At 40.6% G+C, this 13,161-nt stretch carries 9 protein-coding genes; 3 read left to right on the top strand and 6 right to left on the bottom strand.

Annotation, left to right across the window (positions count from 1 at the left end):
• The first annotated feature begins 71 nt into the window (after nt 1-71).
• Nucleotides 72-815: a YciK family oxidoreductase gene (locus tag A7968_RS08215; protein WP_064666101.1), complete on the top strand. Its 744-nt coding sequence runs from the start codon at nt 72-74 to the stop codon at nt 813-815.
• A 296-nt stretch (nt 816-1,111) separates the two neighbouring features.
• A complete protein-coding gene (locus A7968_RS08210) occupies nt 1,112-1,561 on the top strand; it encodes a hypothetical protein (protein WP_064666331.1) in 450 nt (149 codons plus the stop codon).
• 1 nt (nt 1,562) lies between these two features.
• Here A7968_RS08210 and icd read toward each other — a convergent pair whose 3' ends face one another.
• Nucleotides 1,563-2,822 carry an NADP-dependent isocitrate dehydrogenase gene (gene icd, locus A7968_RS08205; protein ID WP_064666100.1) on the bottom strand — a complete coding sequence of 420 codons (1,260 nt, stop codon included), beginning with the start codon at nt 2,820-2,822 and terminating at the stop codon, nt 1,563-1,565.
• Nucleotides 2,823-2,992: 170 nt separating this feature from the next.
• On the opposite strand from icd, the gene A7968_RS08200 reads away from it, so the two are divergent.
• Nucleotides 2,993-3,805 carry a M61 family metallopeptidase gene (locus tag A7968_RS08200; protein ID WP_064666099.1) on the top strand — a complete coding sequence of 271 codons (813 nt, stop codon included), beginning with the start codon at nt 2,993-2,995 and terminating at the stop codon, nt 3,803-3,805.
• On the opposite strand, the gene A7968_RS08195 is transcribed toward A7968_RS08200, so the two are convergent.
• From A7968_RS08195 to A7968_RS08175, 5 genes are all read right to left on the bottom strand, one after another.
• A complete protein-coding gene (locus A7968_RS08195; RefSeq protein WP_064666098.1) occupies nt 3,794-6,496 on the bottom strand; it encodes a 7TM diverse intracellular signaling domain-containing protein in 2,703 nt (900 codons plus the stop codon). The genes A7968_RS08200 and A7968_RS08195 overlap by 12 nt on opposite strands.
• A 30-nt stretch (nt 6,497-6,526) precedes the next feature.
• Nucleotides 6,527-8,797, bottom strand: a complete 2,271-nt coding sequence (locus A7968_RS08190; protein WP_064666097.1) for a TonB-dependent receptor — start codon at nt 8,795-8,797, stop codon at nt 6,527-6,529.
• Nucleotides 8,798-8,906: 109 nt separating this feature from the next.
• Entirely contained in the window at nt 8,907-11,150 is a 2,244-nt protein-coding gene (locus tag A7968_RS08185) for an NAD(P)-binding protein (protein WP_064666096.1), read from the bottom strand.
• A 10-nt stretch (nt 11,151-11,160) separates the two neighbouring features.
• Nucleotides 11,161-12,117 (bottom strand): acetoacetate decarboxylase family protein, encoded by a 957-nt coding sequence (locus A7968_RS08180; RefSeq protein WP_064666095.1) that lies wholly within the window; start codon nt 12,115-12,117, stop codon nt 11,161-11,163.
• Nucleotides 12,118-12,166: 49 nt separating this feature from the next.
• A complete protein-coding gene (locus tag A7968_RS08175; protein ID WP_064666094.1) occupies nt 12,167-12,748 on the bottom strand; it encodes a dienelactone hydrolase family protein in 582 nt (193 codons plus the stop codon).
• Between the last annotated feature and the right edge of the window lie 413 nt (nt 12,749-13,161).

Below are 13,161 nucleotides of genomic sequence, written 5' to 3'. Positions count from 1 at the left end.
TGCAATAAATTCGATAACTTGGTGTTTTGCTATGTTAAAATCAATGAAATTGATTCTTTTGGACCTTTATTATGCAAACTTATAAAGCGGCTGAAAATGCCCTACAAGACAAAGTTATCCTGATCACTGGTGCGGGTGATGGCATTGGCCGCGTCGCGGCAATAACGTATGCAAAACATGGCGCAACCGTTATTTTACTTGGTAAAACCACCAGCAAACTCGAAGCCGTTTATGATGAAATAGTTGCTGCTGGCGGTCCAAAACCGGCAATTGTACCTATGGATATAAAAGGTGCCAGTAAACAAAATTTTCGTGATTTAGGCGCAACCATCGAACAACAGTTTGGCAAGCTCGATGGTTTACTTAATAACGCGGCTATTATTGGTTCATTAGGTCCACTTGAGCATTTTTGTTCTTCTACGTTTGATAACATCATGAAAGTGAATGTGACTGCTCAGGCGATGATCACAAAGTATCTGTTTCCTGTATTACGTAAATCGCCATCAGCGTCAATTATCTTTACTTCTTCAGGCGTTGGTCGCCAAGGCCGTGAATTTTGGGGAGCCTATGCCATTTCCAAATTTGCTGTCGAAGGGATGATGCAAACATGGGCATGTGAAGTTGGTAAAACAAATATTCGCATCAATTGTATCAACCCAGGTGCAACACATACGGCAATGCGTGCCAGTGTCTACCCGGGTGAAGATCGAGATAAGCTAGCGTGCCCTGAAGATTTAATGCCAACTTATTTATACTTAATGAGTGACGATTCTATAGATGTGAATGGTCAATCATTAGATGCACAAACAAAATAAGCAAACTTTTAAATTAAAGTCGCTCTATAACAACCAGCCAGTCTGTAAATACTGACAGGCTGGTTGTTATACCCTCCCCCAACAACAGACTTAATTTAGCACTTGAAAATAGCCTTACTCGTCTCGCATCGTTTAACTACATCAGCAAAAATCCCCTTCAGTAGTTACTGCCTATATTATTATTGATTAGATCAATATCAGTTATTGAAAACAACAATTTCATAAATAGTGAACTTAGCACTAAAGTAAACCCATACCCAATGAGTTAACCACTACAATTAAGAGACAACATTATGATGCAAACTACAGCAAGCTTTACCCAACAAGACGGATTATTCATCGATGGTCATTTACACACCTTCATTGAACAACAGCTTTGTCAGCAAATTACACTTGATTGTGCTGATGTTTATCAAGCATTAGCAACATTAGTGGATGAGTTTGGCTGTCAATGCCGTAAAAACAAGCATTTTGAAAACGACAGTTTAGATGCTCAAACGTTGCTACATGCTTATCAAGTTGAGCAAAATCACCCGCATTGTCATGTTGATGCACAAACCACAACGGCTGTATTAGATGAGTATTGCTGCCAGGTTCCTGCAATTATTGTAGTTGCTTTAATGGATACTTTAAGTGGAACACCAAGCGATGAACATGGCGCAAAGGCAATTTACCAACGTGCTGCTGCGTTGACTAATCGACCTTGTACATACAGTGCAGCGCTTAAAAACGCCAACGCAGCGTAAATCATGAATTGCCTAAACGCTCGATTATCCTTTGTGTGAAATCACTACAACTGAGGATAGTCGAGTTTTGTTGTTCTTGTTGCAAATCAAACGTCACTTCACCTGCATTTAATGTCTGGGTTAAGGCATTTTCAATCGCCTGTGCAGCTTCATGCCAATCCATAAAGCGCAGCATCATTACCGCACTTAGAATACTACTTGTGGGGTTTGCACTATTTTCTCCTGCGATTCGGGCAAATGTGCCATGGGTAGGTTCAAAAAAGGCCACTTCGTTGTTCAAATTAGCCGCTGGCATAATACCAATGCCGCCTACTTGTGCAGTCAACATATCCGCTAAGTAATCACCATTTTGATTAGTGGTTACGACCACATCGAATTGTTCAGGGGTCATTAGTGCTTGCTGTAGCATGTTATCGGCAATCACTTCTTTGATAATAAGTGGGGCTTGGCTATCTCGGGGAATTTCTAACCAGCGCCCATTTCTGTGTGCTTGCGCGGCAAATTCTCGTTCTGCCAAAGCAAATCCCCAACGCTTAAATGCACCGTCTGTAAATTTAAGTACATTACCTTTATGGACTAAGGTAACTGAGCTGCTATTTTGCGCCATAGCATAGTGCAGCGCATAACGTACTAAACGTTCAGAGCCTTCTTTAGAAATATTTTTAATGCCAATCCCACATTGTTGATCAAATCTCAGCCGAGTGACTCCCATCTCTTGGCATAAAAAGTCCAGCATTTTTTCAGCTTCTACACTGCCTGCTTGCCATTCAATGCCTGAATAGACGTCTTCTGAGCTATCGCGAATAACCACAATATTGGTATTTTCAGGGTGTTTTAATGGCGAAGGCAGTGCAGAGTAACCCTTGATCGGGCGCATATTGACGAATAAATCCATTTCATGGCGTAAGGCAACATTCAATGAGCGAAAACCACCACCGAGTGGAGTCGTTAGCGGCCCTTTGATTGCTATTTTAAATTGCCGTACGGCATGGATCGTTTCTTGAGGAAACCAATCTCCGTCATACAACTGCGCCGCTTTTTCACCATTAAACACTTCCATCCAATGAATTTGACGCTGTCCTTGGTAACATAATTGCACGGCATGATTAACGACGTTCCGCATGCATGGGGAAATATCTTGCCCTACACCATCACCATCAATATAAGCGATGATGGGTTGCGCGGGTATATGCCAAATACCTTTGTTATCAATACGTATTTGCTCACCCTGAGGTGGAATTTCAATATGTTGATAACTCATACTATTGCCATGCTTTTTGTTATAGAGTGTTGATATAACAATTAAACCATGCTTAGGAGCTAATGTCGTGGTTTTAGCCGTTATACTTATTATTCAACAATAAAATAATGAATGTCGGCTGCACTTTGTTTGGTCTTCTCTTACTCACTTAAAGCGTCACACGGTAAACTATGAAACTATTATATTCGATTTTATTTGCGTTGTGTTTTAATTGCGCAGCCCAAGTTAGTACGCAGATTCAGCCACATGGATTAACGGGACTTTCGGACAACCAACAACAACGGATAGTAAAATGGTTAAATTCCAGTGTAGAGAAAACACAGGCAAGCTTAGGGCCACTACCACATGCATTGTTGCCTATTTATTTACACCCTCGTTATATTACCTTTGAGCCGGTGCCTTGGGGTAGCGTAAAAAGAGGCGATCCTGATGGTATAGAATTACATTTTGACCGCTTCGCTAGTTTACGCCAGCTAAATGATGATTGGACTCTGTACCATGAGCTTGCTCATTTATACTTACCGTTATTGCCCTATTCAGCTTTTTGGCTAAGTGAAGGGTTTGCTACCTATATGCAAAATAGAATAATGCATGATAACAAGGTAATAAATAGTGGACAATTTATCCAACGACTTAGTGCTGGACTTGAACGTGGCCGCAATCAAACACGTAAAATGTCACAACCACTGAGTGAGTTATCCGCAGACATGTGGCAACACGGTGCGCAACAACGAGTGTATTGGAGTGGCGCTGCGTTTTTTATTGAAGCAGAATTAGCATTACAGCAACAAGGCAGCAGTTTAGCGCAATTAATAAAACGTTATCGCAATTGTTGTTATAGTAAAACCGCTTCAGCGAAAGAGCTCATTTCCACATTTGATAAACTCTCGCAAAGTGCGATTTTTACCACCTTGTATGCTCGATATTATCAACGTACAGACTTTGTACAATTAAGCCGCGAACAACTAAAATCATTGCGTTGAGTGAAGCAGTATATCGTCGATTTCAGTAAGTACGTTAGACACTAACTGGCTATCGAGAATAACCCTGTCTGCTTTCAATGCTTTATCTAACTTAAGTGCATGTTGATACAAGGTATCGCAATCAAACATACCTGCAGTTCCCTTCAACATATGCACACTTTGTGAAAAGCCGTCGATATCACCTTCAGTGTATTGCCGACTCAGTGTATTTCGCTGCGCTTTTAAACCGTTGATGTATACTTGCTTGAGTGCTGCAAATTCATGTTCAGGAAGGTTCACTTCCTCATGCATTTCAATATCTAAATAGCTGGCGATTTTTTGACTAAACTCACTGCGGTCAATCGGTTTGCCGATATGGTCAATAAAACCCTGTTTTAAGTAACGCTCTATTTCGTGTTTCATGGTGTTAGCCGTTAACGCAACAATCGGTGTCGTTATACCCGTTGCCTGCATAATATGTATCGCTTGTTCACCGTCCATTATCGGCATTTGGATATCTAATAATATTAAATCAAATTGGTGATCTAAAGTCGCTTGTACTGCATCTTGACCGTTCTCAACTGCTGTAACGGTTAACCCCATCCGCTCTAAAATACGCTTAATAAGCTCACGGTTTTCTGGATGATCCTCAGCAACCAGTACTTCACCAACTAAGTTTCGTTGGCACAGGCTTGGTAACTCTTTTACGCTGCTCTGGCATATTTCTTCAAAACTGGTTATCCAACGAACTCGCTCAGGTGTATACAATGCCATACTAAGACTAAATTCACTGCCACTACCAACATGAGAATGGACAGTGATATCACCATCCAACTTTTCAGCTAAACTTTTTGAAATATTTAAGCCAAGCCCAGTGCCACCATATTGACGAGAAATAGACGAATCAGCCTGATAAAATGGCGTGAACAAATCAGCTTGTTCCGCATCTGTCATACCAATACCGGTGTCTTTAACTTTAATAACCAACTGCTCTTTGCTACAACTCACCACTAATTGAATATGGCCTACCGTGGTAAATTTTAGGGCATTGGCTGTTAAATTTAGTAATATCTGCCGTAATCGTATTGGATCTGAGACTATCCAATCAGGCAAAGGAAATTGATAATCAACTTTAAATTTAAGGCCTTTATCACGTATTTGCTTACCCAATAACGACTCAATATTGGCTATGGTGGCAAATAAGTCGGTCTCAACTAAATCGATCTCAAGACGATTAGCTTCAATTTTTGACATATCCAATATGTCATTAATTAAGCCCAGTACATGACGACTATTTTGTAAAATAACCCGTATACCATGATTTCGTTCGTGGGGTTTAATATCCCCTAAAATAATACCATCTGCGTAACCAATAATTGAGGTCATGGGGGTGCGAATCTCATGGCTCATATTCGCTAAAAAGCGGCTTTTAGCCTCACTGGCATCTCGCAGCTCTTCAGCTAGTTGTTGTAACTCTTGGGTACGAAGTTGAACTTTTTGCTCGAGGTTTTTTGTCAGCTCAACATTCTCATCGTGTAAGATACTAAATTTATTTGCCACCGCAAAAGCCAATAACATAGCATCGAGAGCAGTTCCAATTAGGCCGAGCAAATATAAATCAATTGCGATTTGTGGTAACACACCTAAATTAGTGAGGTTTCCCACCATGTTAGGAATAGCCATTGCAAGGTAAGCAAATACAAAAAAACGTGCCGGCTTAAAGCCACTCATCCAACTGCGTATGCCAATGTAAAGCCCTAGGCATAAAGTCGCGCCGGTGACTATGGTTGCCCAAATAAAACCAAAGCCCGGCCATATTATCGCAAAAGGAACCCCTGCTGTTGATATCGCAGCCAATATAAAGGATGCATTTGATAATCGCGGAAAGCTTTCTTTGAGTTTGAGTAGGCTATTGAAAAATAGAATATTAGTCAGCGGTATGAGAACAAAGCCAACCCAATGCAAGTGCGAACTGTAAAAACCAAATATTTGATCAGGAATATGGAAAAACTGGCTCCAGGCAAATACCCAACATGCTGTGAACAACGCATAATATAGATGCGTAACATCACGGGCACCAAAGTAAATTAATAGATTATACAAACCAAGCGCAATGCCTACCCCAAAGCACAACATCATCACCATATTCTCGATGGTGATCTGTGAAAAATAGGCGTTATAAGGCTTTAAAACCAGTTTTGGCGGGGTATAAAAATAGTCGCTTTCATACTTAGTGATCATAAAATAACGCTTGCCGGAGGTAAGCGTTATTTTGTTACCATAATGAAAGGCAAATTCATTTTTCTCGATACCGCCAGTCAAATAGCGAGCGAAGGCCATGGTAGGATCAGTCATATCATAGACGCGCGTTTCGATACGCGACACTAAAGTGTTGTATGGGAACAACACTAATTCATCTAACTGAGTTTGATTTTCCAGCTCCACAACCAACCAATAACTGCCACCAAAATACGTGGTTGTGGATTGCGGTTGTTTATTGTCAAGCCAGCTTTTTATTTGCGAACTAGAACGCGGAAAACCATCGTTACTGGTGGCAAGTAATGTACCAACTTGGAACAAATTAATGTCTTGCTGTTGCTCAGTATATACAAATACATCAGAGGTAGTTATAGCGCGCGCTTCATAAGTATAAGTTGTTAATAAGCCAATAAAAATGACACTCCACAAACTGTATACTAGCTTTAACAACATAGAATAGACCTTCGTTTTATAAGCAAGCTATTAAAATTGATAACTAACATCCAGACCATAACGACGGCCTTCCCCTTTGAAGTCTTCTAGCATGCCAAGAAACGAGCTTAAATCAAATTTTAAATTGCTGTACTCAGTGTCGAATAAGTTTTTGCCCCAAAATACAAAGCTCAAATTATCCAATTGATAACGAATATTACCATTGACTAAACTGTAACCGTCTTGCATGGCATACGGGTTTTGGTTTTGATCAAAATAATACTCTGACTGATAATCAACTAATAATTGTGTTGTTAAAGGGTTACCTGCGAGCTCTAAGCGATATTCAACGCCCGCACTGACATTCCACTTTGAGGTAAATGGTAAACGGTTGTCAGTTAAACTATTACCTAAGGGGTCTACAAATTCTTCAAATTCCGCATGAGGGATATAGCCCAGTGCAAAACGCATCGACAAAGCATCCGTAGCCTGATAATCAATTTCTGCCTCAAGGCCATAAATCACTGAGTCACCGACATTTTCTAGTAGTTGCACGGGGGGCTTTTGCACTGATTCAGAGGGCTGATTCATAAATACTTGCTGATCATTATAATCATAATAAAAAGCAGCCCAATTAAACCGTACCCCTTGCTCTGGCCACCATGACTTGCTACCTACCTCATGAGCATTCAAGCGTTCTTTACCATAGTCAGCTAATTCAGCTTGTTCAGGCGATGATAAAAAGCCGCCGTTATAGCCACCACTTTTGGCGCCATTCGCAAAGCGATAGTAGCCATGGGTTGTATCGCTTAGCTGATAGTTCACTGCAAATTGACCAGAAAAACCGTTGTCGGACTGCTGCCCTTGCACATGATAAAATGGCACTAATACGCCCGCTAAATCCGCGCTATCGACTACCACATTTAACTGTGCGACTGAATCATAATCAAGTGACTCGTAGGAATAACGTAAGCCGACACTTATCGACCAATCGGAGTCTAGCTGATAATCTAACTGGCTAAAAGCAGCCATATTTTGCGTATCAATTTGATTATCGTAAAAAAAGGTCGCAGTGAGATCTGGGGCGAGGATCCCCCTAAAATCGCGGAGAATATCATTAATATTATTTTGCTTAATTGACTCATCCGCGTAGTACAGGCCACTGGTTAAAGTATGTTCATCCCATTGTGTTTGTAGGCGAAGCTCTTGACTAAATAAGTGAGTATCAAGCCCTAAATTCCCTTCACATAAACGCGCTGGTGAGCCATCACAATTAAACGCATGTGTACGTTCTAGTTGGTTATAACTACTAATTGCAACCACTTCATTACGCTCATTGAGTTGCCAATTAATATGCGCGCTTAATCCTTTGCCGTCAGTTTTATGAGGTGAATCATTATTGACCTTAACGGTATAAAAATCGTCACTGGCATCATTAAAGCCAAAGTTATCGAAACAATTTGTCGAACCCGCTTGGCTTGGGCTGCATAGCTCACCTGTTAAAGGATCCGCAACTATACCAATATTTCCTACTGGCTGAACAATTCCCTGCCAATCTTCTATGTGGCCTTGTAACAATAATTGTACACCATCAAACTCACTCAATAATGATAACCGGGCATTCGTTTGCTCCATACCCGCAGTTGGCGACTGGCTAAATACATTGTTTGTTGAGTAATCATAATCTTGACGATTAATAGCAATACGAAATGCTGTCTTATCACTCAATTGATTGTTATACATAGCATCAATGTTAAATGCGTTGTTATTTGCTATACCCGCTGTTAAATACCCCGACTCGTTAAATTCAGGGCGCTTAGTCCGAATTAAGATAGCCCCCCCCGTTGCATTACGACCAAATAAAGTACCTTGCGGACCTCGTAAAATATCAACCTGTTCAATATCAAAAAAGTTCACAATTTGATTGCTTGCGGATCCTACAGCAACATCATCAATATAAATGGCCACAGGTGACGTATTCGCCGTGTTATAATCAACAAGACCAACACCACGGATATTAACTGCAGGCGGTGTGCCTTCTGCTGCATTTTGGCTAATTTTTAAATTTGGCGCAAATACTGACAGTTCTGTTGAATCTTTGTAATGCTGATTTTTTAGGGTTTCCCCTTTCACCTGACTAATTGCAATACTAACATCTTCAATTGCTTGCGCCCGCTTTTGGGCATACACCTCAATCACTTCAAGGCTACTTTTGGCGACAGCCAATTCGTCATTTTGTGCTTGCACAGCAGCAGACAAAACCAGACTCGATGAGCACAGTATCACTATACTATTTGAAAAAGCTGAAATGTGGCTTTTCATAAAACAATAAACCTTTATACCGAACATATGTAAACATACTGTAATTATTTGTGATTATAGACTAATTTATTGATTAAAGTCGCCTAAATACCTAATTCTGAGAGTTGTTTTATCGCGATTGAAACGCATCCTCACCACTGATCTGCGCCGGGTGCCCGCACAGTGTTCGTGCTGTTTGCATACCAGCCATAACGGCAGCTTCTACACAGCCGGCATTAACGCCTGTTTTTATCCAATCCCCGGTGATCAATAAATTACTAAACACAGTACCATCCGTTGCTAAACGGTATTGGCTTGAGCCTGTAACTGACAACACATAACGCTCACTTGGATCAACATTCACTCGCCAATACTGCTGATCTAACCGCGCTTGCTCAGTTGCATTGCTGGCATATAAAACCGACCAGTCAAAATCATTATTGTTATAAGCTGATGGCCATAGCGGCTGCAAATTTGTGGTTACTAATTGGCTTAAATTCGCTTTCACTTGTGCTTTAGCCCGAGCCGGGAAGCTATGATCAGTTTGCGGCGGGTATGCTTGGCAGGGAAATGCGCTACAAAAATAAGCTATATTTTGTGGCGTGTCATTTACAGGCCATTGCTCTTTCTCAACTAAATTTTGCATTGCAGCCCAGGTATCAAATGGTTCACTAAAACCACTCAAAATAGGGCCTTCTTCACTTGCTGGCATATATTGCCAGCCCAGTTGCTGATCTGTTTTAGTCAACCAAAGCTGGCTGGCCTGAGTTGCAACTGACAGTACATTTTTTGCTTGTGCAGCAAAGTTTGCGTCGATCGCCAAAAGTTGCGGGCAAACATGCTCCAGTGATGCAACCGAAACACCCAGTATCAGTCGGTCAAAGTCCTCATTAACCTGCAGTGTTTTAGTCGGAAGTTCTGCACCAAAATGCGCTTTATAGCGCGCTGGCCAGTCACTCCAAAATGATTCTAAATTTATATTATTTTGCTGTAATAATTCAGCTTGTACTGAGTCTATTTGTTGATAAAGTGGCTCGCTTGGCCAACAAGGCAGATTTTTTACATTCACTAATGGCTGATATTCTTGCGGTGTATTTAAGCTTACTTGTTGTTGAAATAGCACTGTTTCTACACAATGTTTGCCAGTACTATCAACGCCAGGGGTGAGCTGCTGCAATTGGTGGAAAAACTCAAACTTCACGCCTCGTTGTTTTAACAATTCATACAGCGGTGCAAAAATCACATCACCCATTCCCGCCTGCATTTTCCACATTACACCGCCGCGATAGCACAATGCGATTCTAAGCATAGCAATTGCAGCTACTCCGGCTTCTACATTTGGCTTATTAAAATCGCCTTGCGGGTAGGCAAAAACTAAATCATAGAATCCTCGCACAGGGGCAGAATCCACACTGTATTGTTTATTTGCGCCATTTTTTAATAACCACTGGCGAAAGTCGTATTTATTAATTACGGCAAAGCCATCACGGTAAACTTTATCCTTGATCAGACCAACTAGCATTGCGATTGCCAGATCAGCGCAAATATAAATTCGTCTAAGCTCCGCATTATCATCTAGCAACTCTATGATCTCTTCACTAAGCCAGCGCTTTAATTTTCTGACGATATACCAAATCACTAAGCTATCTTTTTTTTCTGATAAATGCGGCTGCAATGTATTGTTGCTTTGCACAAACTGATTAAGCTTATCGACCAGTAGACTGGGGGTAGAAGTGATTTCTTGATTGAGATTTTGTATATCGTTGGTAAACGTTTGCCATGCAGAACTGCTATCAGCAACCAGTGCGCTAACTTGCTGATAAAAATGCTGTAATAAATACTTATCACGCGGCTTTTTTGTGGTTAATTGCGTGCTTTTAGTGCGTCCGGTGGCCGCTAACTCACATTGCGGGATCCACTCTTTTAACCACGCAAGGGTCATTTTTACAAAATCCCAGACGGTAATATCTAAACTGCCATTAGCAGGGTTGCCCGGTAAGAGTGGAAAATTAATAGGCCAAGTTTGCCATTGTTCATCAATGTGCTCTTGCAAAGCTATAAAACTATGAGGTTTGAACGCTTGTTGCCAAGTGCTCAGTGCACTCGTCGACGGGCGTTGTAATTTATCATACACAGTTTCAATGGTTTTAAAACTATTAACATAGGCACCAAACCAGACATGTAACCCATGCTCTTCAATACGTTGTCCCATTGCCTTATTGCGGCCACTGGCACCTTTGCCTCCTAAACGCCAACCTTGCTGATAAACCGTTATTTGCCGTTGCTGCTGCCAATTAGCTTGCTCAGTTAGGTATAACGCAGCGGTCATTGCTGCTACACCACCACCAATAATGGCTATTTTTTCTTGTTCCATACTGATGCCTTTACGTTGGGAGTATTTGTGTTGCGTGAAGTTGATCAAAATCCATTTTGATATAAAACGGCAGATGAACAGCTTGCGATCCTAGCTGTAGGCCAAACATTTGCGCTAGAGGGAAGCTATCTACTTGCTGCAAATGTAACTGATAATCACCACTGAGAAGCTTAAACTGATGGATTTTTTTTATTTCTGAAGGGGAATGTAATACAGCTTGATAAACAGCTTTATCTCCTTGACCATCAGGAAATTGTTTGAATAATATTTGATCCATTTGAGGATTTACAAAGCCACTTAATAACTGTTTTAGCAATGACAAATCTATTCCAAGATGATCGCCTGCGAATAAATTGGCAACCTGCTCACCAAAATCCTCTAGGGCAGATAATAGACCGCCGGTTTGCGTAGCTGTATTTTTCGTAACAGTAAACAATTGCTGTGATTGTAATTTTGAGCTGGGTGAAAAGTGCTTAAAACAATCAAGCGATACTGAGAAATCAGTGAGCATCTCAACTGAGCTGGGCATCTGGTAATCACATAAATATTTGTTGTATCCCCATGTTTCTCGCCCATTGATTAATGCATAAATATTATTGACGCAAATAAACGCCGGGTACCAATAGAGATGAGTGATATCTTCATCAGTGCCCTGCTTTTCAACTTGTGCAATCGGCAACCAAATAATTATATCGGTTTCTTGCATCCAACCCTGCTCACTAAAAGGAGGAGTTAATGAGGCTATTTTTTCTATATCCGTGAACGTCAACAATGCGTACTCACCGATCCCTTTAAAATACAACTCATCTGTTGCGGCAAGATTAAGTGTCGAATCGATATAATTTTGAACTTTGAGCGGGTCAATTTTTGCAAAAAACCCGTACATGTTTGCATTGCTCATGCGACAAGGCGGTTTAGCTACAGGGTTAGATAAAAAGTGACTATAAAGCAGGTGTTGTGATGCCATAATTTATAATTATTTTATAAGCTTAAAAAGTAATTATAGTCGTGTTTTATTACAAAGTAGAAAATTCAGTGGTTAATTGATTATTTTTTTCGGCAATTAAGTATTCGCTATATTGCTGATAAGCAACACTATCGAAACAGTTTGATAGTGGGTTCATAAAGCCATGACCGTGATCGACTAGCTGACATGTCACATTTGCTTGCTGAGCTAGACTAGTCGCAATAGCTAATACATCAAAGTGCGCTTCTTGCTTTGCAAAAATAAATTCGCATTCCATAGTTGCAACCACATCTAAATGGTGACGGACTTGACTCGGATAAAAAGCGACTAATTTTTTTATGTGCGGATTTTTTACTGCTGCTTGACTTCGCCACGCGGCAGCTCCACCGGCACTAAAACCAATTAACGTAGTCGGTTTTGCAACACGAGAGAGGATAATATTAAGTTTTTTAAGATAATGATCGTGCCCACATTTAGCCATAAAGGCATAGTATTGTTGTTGCTCATCTTTTACAGCCTGCAATTGACCCTGATAGGGATCGACCACAATACTCGTGCCGTGCAATTGTCGTGCGAAATGGGTTAGATGCGCAGTTCTGCCAAAAATATCACTCACGATTATATATTGCATAGTTACTTCTTATTATTTGTGGGTTAAGGCGAGTAATACAGAAACATAGCTACTCTCGACACTTTACCTAAATAAAATACAATAGTTAAAACCACATGACTAGCAATAAATTTAAAAATAACGCTTGCCTAAATAAAAGTACTGGGGTAAAGTCGCTTCTTGGTCCTAAAAAAGCCTCGCGGTTAACCTCTTTACCCTGATCCAGTAAGCCCCGCAAAACGTATATTATAGAGCTAAGTTATTGTACGGCGAGAACCCCAATTCAGACTACGGCATATTTTTTTAATAGTCGCATAAATGTCATAAAGATCGTCAACACTGTAATGAAGCTAAACACAACACGGTCTATCTAATTGTGCTTTGAAAGCTAATAAAGAAATTAGCGCACATTAAAGATAACAAGAAAAAAGTGA

Source organism: Pseudoalteromonas prydzensis, from assembly GCF_001661495.1.
Classification (GTDB): domain Bacteria; phylum Pseudomonadota; class Gammaproteobacteria; order Enterobacterales; family Alteromonadaceae; genus Pseudoalteromonas; species Pseudoalteromonas prydzensis.
The sequence above is the reverse complement of the archived record's forward strand: the minus strand, read 5'-3'. Positions and strand labels throughout refer to the sequence as shown.

What these genes read in the sequence shown, in the direction of transcription:
- A7968_RS08210 (WP_064666331.1), top strand. Translation starts at nt 1,112, where the DNA reads ATGCAAACTACAGCAAGCTTTACCCAACAAGACGGATTATTCATCGAT.
- icd (WP_064666100.1), bottom strand. Translation starts at nt 2,822, where the DNA reads ATGAGTTATCAACATATTGAAATTCCACCTCAGGGTGAGCAAATACGT.
- A7968_RS08185 (WP_064666096.1), bottom strand. Translation starts at nt 11,150, where the DNA reads ATGGAACAAGAAAAAATAGCCATTATTGGTGGTGGTGTAGCAGCAATG.
- A7968_RS08200 (WP_064666099.1), top strand. Translation starts at nt 2,993, where the DNA reads ATGAAACTATTATATTCGATTTTATTTGCGTTGTGTTTTAATTGCGCA.
- A7968_RS08190 (WP_064666097.1), bottom strand. Translation starts at nt 8,797, where the DNA reads ATGAAAAGCCACATTTCAGCTTTTTCAAATAGTATAGTGATACTGTGC.
- A7968_RS08175 (WP_064666094.1), bottom strand. Translation starts at nt 12,748, where the DNA reads ATGCAATATATAATCGTGAGTGATATTTTTGGCAGAACTGCGCATCTA.
- A7968_RS08215 (WP_064666101.1), top strand. Translation starts at nt 72, where the DNA reads ATGCAAACTTATAAAGCGGCTGAAAATGCCCTACAAGACAAAGTTATC.
- A7968_RS08195 (WP_064666098.1), bottom strand. Translation starts at nt 6,496, where the DNA reads ATGTTGTTAAAGCTAGTATACAGTTTGTGGAGTGTCATTTTTATTGGC.
- A7968_RS08180 (WP_064666095.1), bottom strand. Translation starts at nt 12,117, where the DNA reads ATGGCATCACAACACCTGCTTTATAGTCACTTTTTATCTAACCCTGTA.